The organism is Verrucomicrobiota bacterium, assembly GCA_016871495.1.
GTDB lineage: Bacteria > Verrucomicrobiota > Verrucomicrobiia > Limisphaerales > VHDF01 > VHDF01.
The window spans coordinates 10,531-29,836 of the sequence record VHDF01000024.1 but is presented as its reverse complement, the minus strand read 5'-3'; the positions used below and the strand labels follow the sequence as shown (position 1 = coordinate 29,836).

The window sequence follows — 19,306 nt, the reverse complement described above, 5'->3', positions numbered from 1 at the left end:
GCATGGCACCCCCTGCGGCCAGGGACACATTGCCCGGGGTTTTCTCAACAACCCATTGGAGCGTGATTCTTTCGGTCGGATTGGATGGCTCTTCCACCGCCATGGCCGCGCTCGAACGTCTTTGCACTTCCTATTGCCCCCCCCTCTACGCCTACGTCCGTCGGTGCGGTCGGAGCCCCGAGGACGCGCGTGACCTCACTCAATCCTTCTTCCAACGGTTGCTGGAGAACAATCGCATCGCGCAGGCGGATCCGGCCCGGGGACGATTTCGCACGTTTCTGCTCGGTGCCATGCAGAATTTTCTGCGCAACGAACACGAGTTCCGGCAGGCGGCGAAGCGCGGGGGCGGCAAGGAAATCATCTCCCTCGAAGCACAACAGTCCGAGGAAGAAAGGTTGTTCGAAATTCCCGCCTCCGAGGAACCTCCCGACAAACTCTACGAACGGCGCTGGGCTTCCCGCCTCCATCGAAGTCGTCTTACACCGGCTGCGCGCCGAATTCCTGATTTCGGGCCGGACCGAATTGTTCGACGCGCTCGAACCGCACCTGTGGGGCGACCCGACCAGCATCCCCTACACCGACATCGCCCGGACCATGAACGTCATCGTCGTCGGCATCAAGTCCACCACCCATCGCCTGCGCCGGCGATTTCGCGAAATTCTCCGGTCCGAAATTGCCCAAACGGTCGAGAATCCGTCCCAAGTCGATGAAGAGGTTCTCCAGTTGATGCAAAAATTTTAGTTTTTTTTCCTGAATCGCGCAACCTTCCTCCGATTTTCCTGTAGCACTCCCCGATGAGTGCTCCATCGTCCAAAGGAATCTGCCCTCAATGCGGTGCCTCCTTCGACCGCATCTCCTCGGCCGTTCGCTGTCCTCGTTGAGCCCTCGCTGGCTTGCTTTCGGAAGATGATGATCCATCCAAAACAAATACTGAAAAGCCTGAAGACCAAAGTGTTGCATCGAAAGGAAGGATCTTTGGCGATTACGAATTGATCGAGGAAATCGCCCATGGGGGCATGGGCGTGGTCTGGCGCGCCCAGCAACTCAGCCTGCGTCGAACGGTCGCGGTCAAAATGCTGCTGTTAGGCCAATTCGCCAGCGAAAGCGCCATCGAACGGTTTAAGCGTGAAGCCGCCGCCGCCGCGTCGCTGCGCCACCCTGCCATTGTCACCATTCACGATGTGGGCGAGTTCGAAGGTCAACACTACTTCAGCATGGAGTTCGTCGAAGGCCGCACCCTCGCCGATGCCGTCGCTTACGCCCATCAACACGGCGTCATCCACCGCGACATCAAGCCCTCCAACATCCTTCTCGACATTGGCGGGGGCGACGGCCAACTGGCCATCTACGACGCGTCAACGGGCGAAGCGGCGATGGACGATTTTCCTCTGCATCCGTCCAGCCGCGCCGGCCTTTACCGCATCCAAGTCGATCCCACGGGCAATCGCGTGCTCGCCATGGGACGCAACGGCCTGGCGCGCGTCTATGAAATCGCCACCGCCAAACCAGTGACACCCTTCCTCGAACATCCTTTGGTTCAAGAGGAAAACACGCTTTACGGCGCGTTTTCCCCCAACGGAGAACGAGTTTTTTCGGGCGATGACCATGGCGTCGTCCGGGTGTGGTCCGTGCCCGAGGGCCGGCTGTTGCGGACATGGACCAACGCTCACAACGGTCCCGTCAATTTTGTCCTCAGCCACCCCAAAGCCAGATTCGTGGTCACGCTGGCCGCCGATGGTAGCGCCAAGCGATGGGACCCGGAAAAGATGGAGCCGCAGGACCATCCGCTTCAACTCGACGGTCCCGGCGGGCATGGAGCCATCTCACCGGATGGCAAGAAACTCATGGCCGCCTGTTGGAAAACCGGCGACCTCACTCTGTGGGACCTCGAAGACGGACGATTGCTCCATCGGTTCCCGCGCTTCGGAGAGGTTAGTTTCAGCGGATTCAGCCCCGACGGAACCCGCATGGTGACAGGTTGGATGGACGGTTTCGTCCGAGTATGGGACGTGGCCAGCGGCACCCTCTTACACGCAACCCCTTCCGGTGGACGCAACCCCCGCACTGGCTACAGTCTTGACGGTCGTTTCATCGCCGCGGCGGGATCGGAGGGCCTTTCCGTTCGGGACGCGGAGACAGGCGAGCCCGTCACCCCCACCCTTGTCCCCCAATGGGGGGAACGTTACATCAACGGCTTCGCTTTCTTGCCGAACGGAAGTGCGATCGTCGGCGGGGGCGGCTATGGAAAACTCTGGAACCTCGAGCCCATGGAAAGGTTGCCCGCGGAATGGACACGATTGGACCCACGCCTGTCGGTTCCCCGTCGCGATGACGCCGCCACCGCGAGGCAGATCGATCTCGAACCTTTCTACAACCAATTATTGAAGAGAGGCGGCCATGACTTTTCCAACGTGGATTTTTCGGAACTGCCCATGGGAACTCAAACCATCGAAGGCGTGACGTTCGATTTGCGCGGATTGATTCAGTTGAACAGCGCCCATTCGTACTATGTCCGAAGCTACCCTCCGAGCGTGACCGGCATCCCGATTCGTCAGGGCTGCCGCCGGTTGCACATGCTGCACGCGGCGCAATTCGCCGGAGGTGAGAAATCGAAACGCACATCCGTCGGCCGTTACGTGTTGCATTTTGCCGACGGGCAGCAGGCTGAGTTGCCCATGGTGATTGGCGAGGATCTCGATGAATGGTGGTTTACCAAGTCCGAACCGGACCGGTTGAAACACGCGACGCGCGCCTGGAAAAGCAAATCGCCCGTAGGAATGTCCGTCAGCCATCGTCTCAGCCTTTGGAAGCGAACCTACGAAAACCCGCGTCCCGGGGTGGAAATTGCTTCAATCGATTTCGTCAGCGCCATGAGAGTCGCAGCTCCGTTTCTGGTGGCCATCACGGTCGAGTAAACGGGTTTCGTCAAGCCAACGGTGGACAAGCATCGGCGGATGAGAGACTTGGGGTGAAGCTTCTCGTCCGGTGGAAAATGGGTCCGCCGTTGGCTTGGCGAAATCGAGCTTGCTCCGCCCCCGGACCGCGCCGTTCACGGCGCTTCCGCCCCCGCCAATCCGCACGCGCCGAGTCCCTCCCACCGTGCGGTCATGCTCCAAATCGTGGCCTTCGTCCTGCTCGCAAGAAGGACGCATTCGGAGCGCGGCTGTGCTGAAAGCCAGCCGCAGCGGGTCGCGCTTTCAACGCGGGAAGAACAATCGACGAGCTTATGCCAGGCAACGTTGCTGCGGCTGATCCTTCGGATACAGCCGCGCTCCTCCGCCGGACCGCGCCGTTCACGGCGCTTCAGCGTCGCTCAATCCCGCCCCGCCGAGTCCCTCTCGGCACGCCGCCCGCTATGGGTGCAATCGTTCCTCCTCGCACGAAACCAACCACCTCGAACGCGCCCTGCCCGCATGCACATACACCCGGATGCGACGTAAACGCCGCGCTCCGGCGGACAAATTGCCTACGCCCCCGAACGCTTGACCCGCGGGGTAGCTAAGCGTATGCAGCAGAGATGCATTCCCCCCCGACAAGGCGCGCGGGCTTCACCTTGATCGAGCTCCTGGTCGTGATCGCCATCATTGCCGTGCTGGCCGGCATGCTGCTCCCCGCGCTCAGCCGGTCCAAAGCCAAAGCCCAACAAACCAAGTGCGCCAATAACGTGAGGCAAATCGGACTCGGCTTTCAGATGTATGCCGACGATCACGAGGACACCTTTCCGGTCCATGCCGACTGGGCATCACTCGGCGGAAGGATTCAAGGCAACCAGGGGCCCTGGCCCTGGCGCTACGCCGACATCCGTTCCTCACCCGAAACGAATCGTCCTCTAAACGTTTACGTGCCGGCCGCCGAAGCGTTTCATTGTCCGGCGGACAAAGGCGATTCCTACTGGCCGCAAGCCAAGACTTGCTGGGACGGCTGGGGCAACAGCTACATGACGATGTGGGGTGTGCAGTGGTACCGGGTCAAACGGGTTACGGGCGATTCCCGCGCAGCCAAGGGAACCCCGGAGTCGCGCTCGTTGAAAGGGTCCGAACTTGCCGTCAGCCCCGCGAACAAGATACTGGCCGGGGACTGGCATTGGAATGGTTCTCGCGACGTCAACGACAAGAAAAGCATCTGGCACAATTACAAGGGCAAACGCTTTTACAACATGCTGTTCGGCGACGGCCACGTCGTCGCCTACATTTTCCCCAAGGAATACGTCAATTGGCAGCAGTCACCGCCTCCGGACTCGAATTACACCTGGTGGTAATCAAGGTTTCAGAAACATCCCTTCGATCCATCCTTGAAGCCAATCCCTCCGAGTTCAAGGTCCTCCAACGCGGATGGACCGCGCTGGCCGATCGACATCGTGACAGAAGATCTCCTGGAAGCAGAGCCCAAGTTTGGATTTTGGGCGAGTCTCTTCGACACTCGACGTGAGGTCCGATGTCTTTGACAGAGGCCTCGAAGCTTTCAAGTGCATGGTCCGTAAACTCCCAGTTTCGTAATCCTGCCCGGGTCCCACGGAGTTGAAGAACACCGCAGCCGCCGCAACAACACGCCCCTGCCCCCATGAATTCCCGTCCATTGCGCGATCTGCCCTCCGTGGACAAGTTGAAGAGCCAACTCGGCAGCCAGGACTTGCCCGCGGCGGTGGTCACTCGCTTCATCCGCGGAATCCTCGCGGAGAGCCGCCGTCAAAAGGTCATTCCTGATGCGGCCTCCATTCTGAACCAGGTGCGCGAAGCGTTGCGCCAGCATCGGGCGCGGCGCCTTCGACCGGTCATCAACGGAACCGGCATCCTGATTCACACGAACCTCGGACGAGCCCCTCTGGCCGAAAGCGCCGCCGAACGGGTTGCCACGGTCGCCCGCCACTACAACACTCTCGAACTCGACCTCGAAACCGGGGGGCGGGGAAACCGGGCTTCCTACTTGGAAACACACCTTGCCCTCGCCTGTGACGCCGAAGCGGCCACCGCGGTCAACAACGGCGCCGCCGCGCTCGTCCTTGCGGTCCGGCCCTGGATCCAGGGCGAACGGCGCGAAGTGTTGGTGTCACGGGGCGAGGCCATCCAAATCGGCGGCGGCTTCCGCATTCCTGAAATCCTGGAGAGCGCGGGGGCCACACTGCGGGACGTGGGCACAACCAATCGCACGACAGCAGGCGATTTCAGCCGCGCGATCTCGTCTCGCACCGCGTTGATCCTCAAAGTTCATCGCAGCAATTTCTTCATGGAAGGCTTTGTGGAGTCCCCCACGCTCACGGAGTTGAGCGCGCTGGCGAAGAAACGCAAGGTTCCGTTGGTCGAGGATCTCGGGAGCGGCGCCATGATGCGCACCGAACATCACGGTCTCGGCGAACATGAACCCCGCCCCTCCGAATCGATCGCAGCCGGGGTGGATGTGGTCTGCTTCAGCGGCGACAAGCTTTTTGGAGGTCCGCAAGCGGGACTCCTGGCCGGCAAGCGCCGCGCCATTGCCGCCATGAAGAAGGACCCCCTTTACCGTGCTTTTCGCTGCGATAAACTGGTCCTCGCCGCCTTGCAGGAAACGCTCGATCTGCATCTGTACGCGAGGGAGAAATCCTCCCAACCTGCCCCACCCATCCTCCCGCTCATCGAAATGCTCGACGTGTCCCTGGAGGACTTGAGGGCGCGCGGCGAACGCTTGCTCGCCGGGCTGCCACACCACGACAACGAAGCTTCGATCTCCGAATGCTCAGGCCAGGTCGGCGGTGGCAGCATGCCTCGTTCAAGGATCACTTCACTCGCGCTGAAGCTGCGTCCGTCCGCGTTCAGTGCCCAGACACTCTCCCAACGGCTGCGACACAGCGATCCGCCTGTCATCGGATTCCTGGCTGGAAATGCCTTGTGGCTGGATCTCCGCACCATCTTCCCCGCGCAAGATGAACAACTGCTCACGATCCTGAAGTCGGTCCTCACGACGGCATGAATTCGACTCCGCTTCCCACACGACCAGCGATCGTCGCCACGGCCGGTCACGTTGATCACGGCAAGAGTTCGATCGTCAAAGCGCTCACGGGCACGGACCCGGACCGGCTGCCGGAGGAAAAGGCGCGCGGCATCACGATCGAACTCGGATTTGCCCATGCTGTGATCGAAGATTCCATCGCACGATGGGAAGTGGGGTTCGTGGATGTGCCAGGCCACGAGGATTTCGTGAAAAACATGGTGGCGGGTGTCAGCACGATTCAGGCCGCTCTCCTGGTCGTCGCCGCCGACGATGGATGGATGCCCCAAACGGAGGAACATTTGCAGATCCTTGAGTACCTCGGAGCCACGGACGGCGTGGTGGCCTTGAGCAAAGCGGATTTGCTGGGCGAGGGAACAGCAGGGGCCATCGCCAGCCTCCGCGAAACACTCACCGGCACGTTTCTCGAAAAGGCGGAGATCATTCCGGTTTCGGCACCACAAGGGCGCGGCCTGGGCGACTTGCGAGGAGCATTGGCCATGGCCTTGGGGCGTTCGAAGCCCCCCCGCGATCTTGGCAAGCCTCGGTTGCCGATCGACCGGGCTTTTTTGGTGCGAGGGGCGGGTCTGGTCGTCACTGGCACATTGCAAGGCGGCGAGATTCGCCGGGGTCAATCGCTGATCAGCCAGCCTTTGGGCACGCGGTTCAAAGTGCGATCCGTTCAATCCGCTCATCGCGACATCGATTGCGCACGCCCCGGCATGCGGGCAGCCCTCCAGATCAACGCCGTGGAGGGCCCTTCGAAATCGGCGACGAGCGGTCCCGACGCGGCCAGAGGTCACGTGTTGACCTGGGAAGACTCGGGCGCATCCTCCAATCTCCTCGAAGTGGAATTATCGAGGTCCGTGCGTTTGGAAAACGGCCCTCCGGGAGCCCGCCGCCCGCTCAAGTCGGGGGCGTTGGTCCGGATGCATCTGGGCACCCGATCGTTTCCGGGGCGAATCGTGCTCGGAGGAAAGGGCCCGTTGCTTCCCGGTGGAAATCGCCTGGCTCGAATCCGGCTGCGCGAACGAGCGCACGCCGTTTGGGGAGATCGTTTTGTGATCCGCGATTGGAGCGAACGTCACACCCTGGGAGGCGGAATCGTGCTCGACGCCGCTCCAGGCATTCGCGGGTTTTCGACAGAGGCCAGGCAGGGATCCCTGCGGCAGATGCGGGAAGCCTTGGGCCACGCCGAGGCAAGTCTGCGCGCGCTACTCCACTCCAGGGTTCTGAAAAGCCGAAGCGCGCTCGTTGCCACTCTCCCTTTCACGCCGGATGAAATCACGCAATCCATTGCCAAAGCAGTGGCCGACGGTTGGGCGGTGCCCATCTCGGCGGGACTCATCGACGCCGAACCTTGGAGGCAGTTGTTGAGTCGCGCTGGAGAACAAGTTCGCTCTCACCACCAAACCAGACCTGATTCGCCCGGACTGAGTGTGGCCGAACTGCAATCTGCCCTCGCGCCGAATCTGCCTGACCCCAGCGTGTTCGAGGATTTGGTCCAGGCCATGACCCGGTTGGATTATGTTCGGACCGGGTCCCATTTGCGCCACCAGAGCCATCGTCCGGCCCTGCCGATGGCATTGGAGGCGGCGGGTCTTCGCATCCGTAAACTGCTGGGAGAACGTCCATTCGACCCACCCTCGCGCAAAGAGCTCGCTCCGGATCCAGCCTCCCTCCAAGCCTTGAAATATCTGGTGCATACTTCAGAGGCGGTGGAACTGGGCCCTGATGTGATTCTGCTCCAAACCGCGTGGCAGTCGGCAAAAACCAGGATTGTGGAGCATCTTCGCGCCAATGCCTCCGCGACCACGAGCGAGTTGCGGCAATTGCTTGCCTCAAGCCGGCGGGTCGTGATCCCTCTGCTTGAGCGGTTGGACAAGGAAGGTGTCACCCGCCGCCAAGCCGATGTGCGCTGCCTCGGTCCCAAATCGACATGAACCGCAATGAAGCCCTCCTCAACATGACCTCGGAATTCAACGTGAACCCTTTCACCTCCACTCCATGGCAGCGGCAATCCACTGTCGCGCGGTCTTCTCGCAGCGTACAGAGAGTATTCTTCCGCATGCTGGCGGTTCTTCTCCTTGAAAGTGGGGCCTTGACTGCGACCCTGGCCAACCCGCCTTCACTCACGGGCGCGGCCGGCGACTTTTCCGAAACGCGTCCCGGTCCAGCCAAGCCATCCCAGCTCACGCTGGACCGCATTTTCAAGTCGGGCGATTTCACGCCGGAGTCCGTTCCCTTCACCACCTGGAGCAAGAAAGGCAGTCACTACTTTCATTTGCGACCGGCGGGCGGGGGAGTAAAAGGAAAGGACCTGGTTCGAATCGAGATCGAAAGCGGTGCCATGCTAACGTTGGTTGATGCGGCAAGCCTCACGCCGCCGGGAGCAGAAAAGCCGCTCGATCCCGCTTCGTTCGAATTTTCCGAGGATGAATCCCAGTTGCTGCTGTTCACCGACACGCATCGAGTTTGGCGGCGAAACACGAGGGGCAACTACTGGCATCTCGACTTGAAGACTCGGGAATTGAAGAAACTCGGCGGCGAGGCGCCCGAGGGAACCCTGATGTTCGCCAAGTTCTCACCCGACGCCACTCGTGTCGCCTACGTGCAGGAGGCAAACCTCCATATGCAAGACCTGCAGTCGCTCGCCATCACCAAGGTAACCTCGGGCACGAATCATCTGATCCACGGCACGTCGGATTGGGTTTATGAGGAAGAACTCGACGTGCGCGACGCTTTCCGCTGGAGCCCGGATGGAAAACATCTCGCGTTCTGGCAGTTCGACACCTCGGGCGTGCCCGTGTTCCAACTCATCAACAACACCGATGAAAACTATCCCAAGCTGACGCCCATCCCGTATCCGAAGGCGGGCGAACAAAATGCCTCGGTGCGCCTCGGAGTCGTCGCCGTCGGCGGAGGCGCCATCACCTGGCTCGACCTGCCAGGCGATCCGCGACAACATTATCCCGCGCACCTGGAGTGGATTCCTGAAACCTCCCGCCTGCTCGTCCAGCAGTTCAATCGCGCGCAAAACACCAATCGTGTTTTCACCGCGGATGCAGCCACAGGAGCATGCCATGAAATCCTGGTGGAATCGGATCCCGCCTGGCTGGAAAACGACAATCCGGTCCGCTGCCTCCAAAAGGGCGCCCAGCTTCTTTGGTTGAGCGAGCGGGACGGCTGGCGTCGGGCTTACGTGGCTTCCACCAAGCGAGGCCTCGAGCATCCCGTCACGCGGGGCAGTTTCGATGTGATGCAGGTCGAAGCCATCGATGAAGCTCAGGGCTGGTTGTACTACGCGGCGTCGCCCGAGGAAGCCACGCGGCGCTATCTCTACCGATCCCCCCTCGCCGGCGGACCGCCCGAACGAGTCACGCCTCCACATTTCCAGGGCTGGAACACTTATTCCATTTCGCCCGACGCGCGCTGGGCATTGCACACGCACTCGAGTTTTGTGTCGCCTCCACGCGTGGAACTGATTCGCCTGACGAGTCATGAAAGGGTTCGCACCCTGGCCACCAACGACAAAATGCGTGGACACCTCGCCGCGTTGAAACGGCCTGACGTTCAATTCCACCGGGTGCCCATCGCCTCGGGGGTTGAACTGGATGCCTGGAGCATCCGTCCGCCCGGACGCCTGGGGTCGGGACGGCATCCGTTGCTTTTTTACGTCTATGGCGAACCTCACGGCCAGACCGTGCGCGATACGTGGCAGGGATCCCGCGGACTCTGGCATATGATGCTTGCCCAACAAGGTTGCATCGTGGCCAGTGTGGACAATCGGGGCACCCCGTCGCCTCGGGGACGCGAGTGGAGGCGGGCGCCCCACCTGAAGCTGGGCATCCTGCCGCCGCAAGAGCAGGCGGAGGCCGCCCGGGCGTTGCTTCAGCGGTGGAAATTCGTGGATCGTCAGCGCGTGGGCATCTGGGGGTGGAGCGGCGGAGGAAGCATGACGCTGAACGCGATCTTCAAGTATCCGGAACTCTATCAGGTCGGACTGGCGGTCGCGCCCGTGCCGGACATGCGCCTCTATGACACGATTTATCAGGAACGGTATATGGGATTGCCTGCCGCGAATGCCGAAGGCTACCGCGAGGGTTCCGCGGTTCATTTCGCCAAGGATCTGCGTGGACGGCTTTGGCTCGCCCACGGTACCGGCGATGACAACTGCCATTATCAAGGCATCGAGCGCCTGGCGAACGAACTCATCGCGCATCACAAACATTTCACGCTGCTCCCCTATCCAAACCGTTCGCACTCCATCTCCGAAAGCGCGAACACCACCCGGCACCTCCATGCATCGATGACGCGTTTTCTCGAGGACCACCTGCTTCGGAATCCATCCAGGGGTCGCTGATCCCAAGATTTCGTTGGCAAGTTCGTTGAACCTCAAGAATGATGACATTCGATGAAGCACTCGTCCCAGCCCCGCCTGTTCCTGCGCGCTTTGCTCGCCGGACCTGCTCTGGGTTGGACCACGCTCTTCGCCGCCTCCGAACCTTCCGTTTCTTTCAGCAGGGAAATCCTCCCGATTCTCTCGGATCATTGTTTCCCCTGCCACGGGCCTGACGAAAAGTCACGCAAGGCCAAGCTGCGGTTGGACACCAAGGAAGGGGCGCATCGGGTTCGCGATGGCGTCGCTTCCATCGTTCCGGGAAGCCCGGATCAAAGCGCTCTCTACCAGCGTCTGGTCACCTCCGATGCGGACGATGTCATGCCGCCGTCCGACGTGAATCGAAAGCTCTCCGCGGCCCAGATCGCGAAGATCCGTCTCTGGATTCAGCAAGGGGCGAGTTGGGGTGAGCATTGGGCGTTCGAAAAACCCAAACGCGTCACTCCTTCCGGTATCCCGGAATCGGAATCAGAGATCCACCCCGTCGACCGCATCGTCCACGCGCGTTTGATCAAGGAAGGACTCCAACCTTCACCCCCGGCGCCGCCCGCAGCCCTTCTTCGCCGAGTGTCGCTCGACCTCACCGGACTACCTCCGGATCCCGAGATCGCCGCAGCCTTCCTTCGGGACCCTTCTGTGCAACATTATCAATCTCTGGTGGAACGATGGCTGGCTTCGCCCGCCTACGGAGAACGCATGGCGTGGGATTGGATGGAAGCAGCGCGTTACGCCGATTCCAACGGTTACCAGGGAGACGGTGAACGGTCGATGTGGCCGTGGCGGGACTGGGTGGTGCGCGCTTTCAACCAGAACCTCCCCTACGACCAATTCACGCTTTGGCAAATCGCGGGTGACTTGCTTCCCCATCCGACACGGGATCAGCGGATGGCCACCGGATTCAACCGCAACCATCCCATCAACGGTGAAGGAGGACGCATCCCCGAGGAAAACCGCGTGGATTACGTCATGGACATGACCGAAACCGTGGGCACGGTCTGGCTCGGACTCACGTTCAACTGCTGCCGGTGTCACGATCACAAGTTCGATCCGCTCTCCCAGCGGGATTATTTCAGCCTTTCGGCGTTCTTCAATCAAACGCCGGTGGACGGGTCCGGGGGCGATCCTCAAACCAAGCCTTTTATCGAGCTCCCCAACCCGAAGCAATCCGCGCGATTACAGGATCTCCAGGCGAAGGTAAGCCGGCTCGCCCAAACCGTGGCGGAAGGGGAAAGGTTGGTCTTCCCAAGGGCCGAGGGCGAAGCCGCTTCCGACTCCGGTTACGCCACGCGAGAACCCGACGCCATTCGCGCCATCTTGCGCGCCGAGTCCGCCGCCCGCACCCGGTCCCAGATCAGCGAACTCGAAAAACACTTCGAAAGCCGCGCCCCGCTCTACATCGCAGGTCTCAAACAGCTCCGTGAATCGATGGAACTTCGAGACAACTTCAATCGTTCCATCCCGCGTGTCATGGTCATGGAGGACATGCCCAAACCCAGGAAAACCTTCATGCTGGAAGCCGGACTCTACGACCGTCGCCGCGAGGAAATCCCGGCCGCCCTGCCCGCACGCCTCTCCGCCGGGACCCCGGGGCAAGCGGTCAATCGACTCGATCTCGCAAGATGGATTGTTTCCCCCGATCACCCCCTCACCGCCCGCGTCGCGGTGAATCGCCTGTGGCAACAGTTCTTCGGAATCGGCTTGGTCAAGACTTCAGAAGACTTCGGCATTCAGGGCGAAAAGCCCATCTACCAGGATCTGCTCGACTTCCTTGCCTTGGAACTCATCGATTCCGGCTGGGATTGGAAACATCTCTGCCGGCTCATCGTCACCAGCGAAACTTACCGGCAAACCTCCGCGCAAGAAACCTCCCTCCGCCAGAAAGATCCTGAAAATCGCCTGTTGGCCCGCGGTCCCCGCTTCCGCATGCCATCCTGGATGATTCGAGACCAGGCGCTCGCCGCCGCCGGACTGCTCTCCACTCGAGTAGGAGGTCCTCCCGTCAAACCCTACCAGCCCACCGGCGTCTGGGAGGAAGCCACATTCGGAAACAAGCGGTACACGCCGGACCAGGGGGAAAGCCTCTACCGCCGCAGCCTCTATGTTTTTTGGCGGCGGATCATCGGTCCGACCATGTTTTTCGACACGGCTCCCCGCTCCGTTTGCTCGGTCAAACCGCTGCGCACCAACTCTCCGTTGCACGCCCTGGCCACCATGGACGATGAAACGTATGTCGAAGCCGCCCGGGTTTTGGCGGAGCGCGCTCTGCTTGAACCCAACCGCGACGATCCCCAGCGCCTCGAATCCATGATGCGCCGGTTGCTGGCGAGACCTCCTTCCCCCCAGGAACTCGACATCCTCCGGGCGAGCCTCGAACGATTGCGCCGGGAGTACCGAGCCGACCCCGATCAAGCCACGCGATTACTGGCCCACGGGGCTGCCCCTCGCGCTCAGGGTATCGATCCCGTGGAACATGCCGCCTACACCGCGCTTGCTTCGACGCTGCTCAATCTCGACGAAACGTTATCCAAGGAATGAACTCGTGAACCCCCTGGAGGAACGAAGACAATTGATTCACCGGCGCGCGTTCCTCGGTCGCGCCGGAACCGGCCTCGGCTTGGCCGCGCTCGCCCAACTCCTCTCGCAAGACCCTCTGAGGGCCGCCGCGTCGAAAAGAACCATCGGAGCCCTGCCCGGACTTCCCCAGTTCGCCCCCAAAGCCAAACACATCATTTATCTCTTTCAAAACGGGGCTCCCACCCACGTGGATTTGTTCGATTACAAACCGCTCCTCCAGTCCATGCACGGCAAACCCATGCCGGACGAATACATCGGGAAAAAGCGGTTCAGCACCATGACCGGGGACGCCAAGGGGAAAAAAGTGCTGGGTCCAGTCGAACCCTTCAAACAACACGGCCAGAGCGGCGCCTGGGTCAGCGCCCTCATGCCCCACACCGCCGCCATCGTGGACGAGCTGTGCTTCATCAAGAGCATGCGCACAGACGCGGTCAATCACGCGCCCGCCATCTCCTTCCTGCTGAGCGGAGCCCAACTGCCCGGACGCCCGACGCTCGGCGCCTGGCTCTCCTACGGGCTCGGCAGCGAGAACGAAAACCTCCCCACGTTCGTGGTCATGACCTCCGTGAGCAAAGGCACCACCTGCGGCCAGATCTTCTACGATTTCTACTGGGGCTCCGCCTTTCTCCCCACCCGTTTCCAAGGAGTCAAGTTTCGCGGGAGCGGCGACCCGGTCCTCTACCTCTCCAATCCGGACGGCATTTCTTCGAAAACCCGCCGCGGCATGCTCGACGATCTTGCCCGGATGAACGAGTTGAAGTTGCGCGAGTCGGGCGATCCCGAAATCGCCACGCGCATCTCCCAGTACGAAATGGCCTTCCGCATGCAATCAAGCGTGCCGGAGCTCACGGACCTCTCGCAAGAACCGGCGGAGGTTCTCGAAAGTTACGGCCCTCAAGTTCATGAACAAGGCACCTTCGCCCGCCATTGCCTGATGGCCCGCCGCCTCGTGGAACGAGGGGTTCGCAGCGTCCAGGTCATGCATGCCGGCTGGGACCAGCACAACAGCATCACCACCGAACTCTACACCCAGTGCCGGGACACAGACCAACCCTCCGCCGCCCTCGTCAAAGATCTCAAACGCCTGGGGCTGCTCAAAGATACCCTGGTCGTTTGGGGAGGCGAATTCGGGCGGACCCCCTTCATTCAAGGGAATCTGGACGACCGCAAACGATGGGGACGCGATCATCACCCGTATGCCTTTACCCTCTGGATGGCGGGTGGCGGGGTCAAGGCCGGTCACACCTTCGGCGAATCGGATGATCTCGCGATGAATGCCGTCGACAACCCCGTCCACGTCCACGACCTCCAAGCCACCCTGCTCCACCTGTTTGGCATCGATCACGAAAAACTCACCTACCGATTTCAAGGCCGCGACTTCCGGCTGACGGACGTCCACGGCGAATTGGTCAAAGGCATCCTCGCTTGAATGCTCAATCTCACCCCCCGCTCCTCCTGCCAGCCTTGCCCTCCCCCAATCGCCCCCCGCGAAGCCGCGCTGTCCGCGCCTGGCTGGATTGGTTCGTCCTCGCGTGGATCGCGCTGCCCCTCACGGCAGCGGAAACCGTGTCCCCATCCAATTCGGGCAATCGACTTTCCCTCCGTTTGGAAATTCAGAATGCCATGGACAAAGGGCTGGCTTGGATGGAATCCCAGCAAAGGAGCCAGGGTCATTGGTCCAACCCGGAACACCCGGCGCTCACGGGCTTGGCCCTGGTCGCGTTGCACAGTGATCCCGACTCGAACCGCGTGGCTCGCGCAACCCGCCGCCCCATCTTGGAACGAGGCTACGCTTTCCTGCTCTCTTGCGCCCAATCGAACGGCGGTATCTACGTGGACAAGAAGCTGGTGAATTACAACACGTCGGTGTCGCTCATGGCCTTGTTGTTGTCCGGGAACCCCCAACACGAACCCGTGCTGCGACGGGCCCGTCGATTCCTGGCCTCCAACCAAAATGACTTCGGAGACTCCGGCACGGTGGACGATTCCTTGGACGGCGGCTTCGGCTATGGCGACGGATCCAAACACGGGGACGCCGTCAACACCCTGCACGCCCTCGAAGCCCTCCATCATTCACGACGCCTCCTCCAGGACCAACCCTCCTCCGAGCTCAAGGACCTCAACTGGACCGCAGCCATCCAGTTCCTGCAAACATGCCAGCACCTCCCGGGAACCAACGCGCAAACCTGGGTGTCCGGAGATCCGGCCAACCGGGGCGGTTTCATTTACTCGCCCACCGAAAGCAAGGCGGGCGAGATGACCCTGCCGCAAGGCAAAGTCGCCCTGCGCGCATATGCCAGCATCAGTTACGCAGGCATGCTGAGTTACATCTATGCCGGCCTCACTCCCGACGATTCACGCGTCCAGGCCGTCCTCGATTGGGCCAAACAAAACTATACTCTGCAGGAAAATCCCGGCATGGGACCGCAAGGGTTGTACTTCTACTTCCACACCATGGCCAAGGCGTTGCGCGCCGCGGGCGTCGACCGGCTGGAAACGCCCGATGGCAAAAGGCACGATTGGCGACAGGACCTCAGCCTGAGGTTGTTCGATCTGCAAAAGCCGGATGGACGCTGGGAAAACGACAACGGACGCTGGTGGGAAAAGGACCCAGTGCTTTCGACAAGCTACAGCCTCATCGCCCTTGGCCTGATCCACCGGACGTTGTAGATCGACGCGTTCCGACTCACTTTGGAGCCCTCCGCCCGCAAGACCGATCGCCCGTCACTCTGCCTGGTCCTGCACGCGCACCTCCCCTGGGTCAAGCGGCTCGATCACGCGCGTTTTCTCGAAGAAAGCTGGCTGCACGAAGCCGTCTTCGAATGCTACCTTCCCTTGCTTCGTGTGCTCGACGGCTGGAAACGAGACCACATTCCCGCGCAAATCTGCTTTTCCATTTCACCCACACTGGCGGGCATGCTCGAGGATGAATTGTTGCGCCAAAGGCGACGCGCGAGGTTCCGAGCCTGGCTCGATCTGGCGGAACGGGAAATTCTCCGCGCCACTTTCGATCCCGCCCTGCGCTCGCTCGCCGAGTTCCAACGCGAACGACTGTGGGAAGCCCTGCGTCAACTGGATGCACTCGAGGAAAATCCGCTGTCCGGTTTCGCCCAACACCAGCGCGAAGGGCGCGTGGAACTCATCACGTCGAGCGCCACGCATGCCCTGCTCCCGTTGCTCACCCGGCATCCCCGGACACTCCACGCGCAAATCCATCTGGCCCTGCGCGAGCATCTGCGACGGTTCGCCTCGCCCGCCTCCGGATTCTGGCTGCCCGAGTGCGCTTGGTCCCCCGAACTCGAACCGATCCTGCGGGAAGCCGGGATTCGCTGGACCATTCTGGAATCGTCAAGCACGTCAAACCAAGTGGACTCGCCCTCGATATCGGTCACCCCACTTGGTTTGGTCTGCTGGCATCGCGACGCGTCCACGGCCGAACTCGTCTGGAGCCGCGAGTCGGGTTATCCCGGAGACCCGCGCTACCGCGATTTCTACCGCGACACCGGCTTTGACGCCGAGCGATCCTATCTCGAACCCGCCCTGCCATGCCCCGAACGCGCTGGATTCACCGGATTCAAGTACCACGCCATCCGATCAGAATCGGGAAACAAACAACGCTATGATCGACCGGCCGCCCTGAAAGCAGTCGAAGAGCACGGCTGGCACTTCATCGAAAGTCTCTCCCGCCGAGCCAGGTTCCAGAATGAACATGCCCCGTGCTCCCCAACCTTCGGTCCGTGGATCTGCCCCTACGATGCCGAACTGTTCGGTCATTGGTGGTTCGAAGGACCGGAGTTCTTGGACGCCGTCGCCCGTCACGCGTTTCACCACCCTCAGGGTCCTCGACTCACGACGCCGTCCGCGGCGCTGGATTTCCTGGCGGCATCCTCGAAACGGGAATCTCGGCCCTCCCCTCCAGCCTGGACCCCGCCCGCCTCAACGTGGGGGGAAGGGGGCGATCTCCGCGCCTGGATCCATCCCCACAACGCCTGGATGCGTCCGCGGATCGAATCACTCCAAACAAGAATGGAACAAGCCTCTTTCCTGTCCGCGCAGCCCAACCTCACTGCAACCGCCACGGATGACTCCACGGTCCTGATCAGGCGGGCCTGGAATCAATCCGTGCGCGAACTGCTGCTTGCCCAGGCCAGCGACTGGCCCTTCCAATTGCGGCACGATGCCCGCAGCCTCTTCCCGCGCCAACAGTTCGAACGCCACGCCCACGCTTGTGAAGTCTTGCTCGATCAACTCGAGAATCATTCCCTCGATGCCGCCTTCCTCTCGCGGCTGGAGCAGGAAGACAGCCTCTTTCCCTACGAGCCGGCGCAAAGTTTTCGCAACGATTCTTCGTCAAGGACTCGCACTCCCAGCTTTTGAGCCTTGTCGAGTTTCGATCCCGCCTCCTCCCCCGCCACCACAAAATCGGTCTTCTTGCTCACGCTCCCGGTGACCTTGCCGCCCGCGGCTTCGATCATCGCCGTGGCCTGATCCCGACTCAATCCGGGCAGAGTGCCCGTCAACACCAGGACCTTCCCGCGGAGCGCTCCTCCGCTGGATGAAGCCTGAAACAACGTGGACCTCATGGAAACGCCCGCTTTTCGCAGACGCTCCACGAGAGCCCGATTGCGCGCATCCTTGAACCACGAGGCCACGCTGCGGGCAATGACTTCCCCCACGTCGGGCACCGCCGTGAGCGCCTCGAAACTCGCGCCCGCCAAATCATCCATGCCCGCAAACCTCCGGGCCAACACCTTGGCAATGCCCGCGCCCACGTGAAAGATGCCCAAACCGAAAAGCACCCGCCACAGCTCGCGCTCCTTGCTGGCCTCGAGGCCCGCGATCAAATGGGCGGCCGACTTCTCCCCCATTCGCTCAAGCGAGGCCAACTCCGCTGCGGTCAACCGGTAAAGATCCGCGACGTCCAACACCAGCCCGCGTTCCACTAACTGGCGCACGAGAACCTCCCCGGCCCCCTCGACATCCATCGCGCCGCGCGAACACCAATGCTCGATCCTGCCCCGGACGCGCGCCGGACAATCCTCGTTCGGACAACGCCACACCACGCCGGATTCGCCTTCACCTCCTTCGCGGACCACCTGGGATCCGCACTCGGGACAGGTGGAGGGAAACGGAAACACCGATTCCTTTCCCGTCCGAAGGCTGAACTCCACCCGCACCACCGCGGGGATCACCTCACCCGCCTTCTCAATCACCACAACGTCCCCCACCCGAATGTCCTTGCGTTTCAACTCGTCCTCGTTGTGCAGCGTCGCACGGCTCACCGTGCTGCCCGAAACAAAAACCGGCTCGAGCTCGGCCACGGGTGTCAGCGCGCCCGAGCGCCCCACCTGAATGGTGATCGACCTGAGCCTCGTGGAAGCTTGCTCGGCGGCATACTTGTAAGCCATCGCCCAGCGGGGCGCTTTGGCCGTCGAACCCAGAAGCTCCCGCGTGCTCAAGTCATTCAGTTTGACGACCGCGCCATCCGTCTCATAGGCAAAGGTGCCGCGCAGTTCCGACAGTTCCCGGATCGACGCCAGCAAAGCCTCCTCCGAATCGCATTTCCACATTTTCTCGGAAGTCCGAAAGCCCAACCCACCCAGCCAGCGTCCCAATTCGAATTGTGTGACCGGGACCTCCCCGCCTCGCACCTCGCCCAGTCCGTACAGAATGATGTCCAGCGGACGCTCCGCCACCAGTTTCGGATCCAGTTGCTTGAGGGAACCCGCGGCCGCGTTGCGCGGGTTCACAAACTTGTCCTCACCCTGGGCTTCCCTTTCCGCATTCATGCGCTGGAAACCCGCCACCGGAAGGAACACTTCGCCGCGCACCTCCAATACCTCGGGAACATCCCGCCCCAGGAGCCGCAACGGCAGGCTTCGAATGGTGCGCAAATTTGAAGTGATGTCGTCGCCTCTGACGCCGTCGCCCCGCGTCGCACCCGCCACCAGCACACCCCGCTCGTATCGCAACGAAACCGCCAAACCGTCAATCTTCGGCTCCACCGTCCACTCCGGCTCCGCCCCACCCAAAAGCTTGCGCACCCGCGCCACAAATTCCCGCACTTCCGACTCCGAATACGTGTTCTCCAAACTCTGCATCGGCACCGCGTGAACCCATGGTCGGAAACCGTCCACCGGCGCTCCCCCCACCCGCTGCGACGGCGAATCCGGGGTCACCAAGGAAGGAAAAGCCTGCTCCAGATCAATCAGTTCCCGGTAAAGCCGGTCGTACTCGGGGTCGCTGATCACGGGACGCGCCAAGACATAATAGGCGTGATCGTGCCTCCCAATTTCGGACGCCAGCGTCCGGTGGCGATCCGCCGCTTCGTCCGGAGTCATTGATGAAAGATGCATGCCGGACGAATTCCAT

11 protein-coding genes are annotated in these 19,306 nt (G+C 61.5%); 10 read left to right on the top strand and 1 reads right to left on the bottom strand.

What is annotated here, in order from left to right:
- The first annotated feature begins 2 nt into the window (after nucleotides 1–2).
- The 10 genes from FJ404_07540 (at nucleotide 3) to FJ404_07495 (ending at nucleotide 17,311) form a co-directional block, all read left to right on the top strand.
- On the top strand, nucleotides 3–710 hold the full coding sequence (locus FJ404_07540) for a sigma-70 family RNA polymerase sigma factor (GenBank protein MBM3822720.1): 708 nt from the start codon (nucleotides 3–5) through the stop codon (nucleotides 708–710).
- Nucleotides 711–893: 183 nt separating this feature from the next.
- Nucleotides 894–2,915 (top strand): hypothetical protein, encoded by a 2,022-nt coding sequence (locus FJ404_07535; GenBank protein ID MBM3822719.1) that lies wholly within the window; start codon nucleotides 894–896, stop codon nucleotides 2,913–2,915.
- 602 nt (nucleotides 2,916–3,517) lie between these two features.
- Entirely contained in the window at nucleotides 3,518–4,258 is a 741-nt protein-coding gene (locus FJ404_07530) for a type II secretion system protein (protein MBM3822718.1), read from the top strand.
- A 302-nt stretch (nucleotides 4,259–4,560) separates the two neighbouring features.
- On the top strand, nucleotides 4,561–5,943 hold the full coding sequence (locus FJ404_07525) for an L-seryl-tRNA(Sec) selenium transferase (protein MBM3822717.1): 1,383 nt from the start codon (nucleotides 4,561–4,563) through the stop codon (nucleotides 5,941–5,943).
- The gene (gene selB / locus FJ404_07520; protein ID MBM3822716.1) at nucleotides 5,940–7,904 is read left to right on the top strand and encodes a selenocysteine-specific translation elongation factor; all 1,965 of its coding nucleotides are present in this window, start codon (nucleotides 5,940–5,942) and stop codon (nucleotides 7,902–7,904) included. The genes FJ404_07525 and selB overlap by 4 nt, the downstream gene beginning before the upstream one ends.
- Before the next feature lie 125 nt (nucleotides 7,905–8,029).
- Entirely contained in the window at nucleotides 8,030–10,324 is a 2,295-nt protein-coding gene (locus FJ404_07515; protein MBM3822715.1) for a S9 family peptidase, read from the top strand.
- Between the two features lie 51 nt (nucleotides 10,325–10,375).
- The gene (locus tag FJ404_07510) at nucleotides 10,376–12,895 is read left to right on the top strand and encodes a DUF1553 domain-containing protein (GenBank protein MBM3822714.1); all 2,520 of its coding nucleotides are present in this window, start codon (nucleotides 10,376–10,378) and stop codon (nucleotides 12,893–12,895) included.
- Entirely contained in the window at nucleotides 12,831–14,363 is a 1,533-nt protein-coding gene (locus FJ404_07505; GenBank protein MBM3822713.1) for a DUF1501 domain-containing protein, read from the top strand. The genes FJ404_07510 and FJ404_07505 overlap by 65 nt, the downstream gene beginning before the upstream one ends.
- 35 nt (nucleotides 14,364–14,398) lie before the next feature.
- Nucleotides 14,399–15,604, top strand: coding sequence for a terpene cyclase/mutase family protein (locus FJ404_07500; GenBank protein ID MBM3822712.1), 1,206 nt, complete (start codon nucleotides 14,399–14,401; stop codon nucleotides 15,602–15,604).
- Between the two features lie 21 nt (nucleotides 15,605–15,625).
- Entirely contained in the window at nucleotides 15,626–17,311 is a 1,686-nt protein-coding gene (locus FJ404_07495; protein MBM3822711.1) for a DUF1957 domain-containing protein, read from the top strand.
- Here the strand turns inward: FJ404_07495 and ligA are convergent.
- A complete protein-coding gene (gene ligA, locus FJ404_07490; protein ID MBM3822710.1) occupies nucleotides 17,248–19,275 on the bottom strand; it encodes an NAD-dependent DNA ligase LigA in 2,028 nt (675 codons plus the stop codon). The genes FJ404_07495 and ligA overlap by 64 nt on opposite strands.
- Nucleotides 19,276–19,306: the final 31 nt, after the last annotated feature.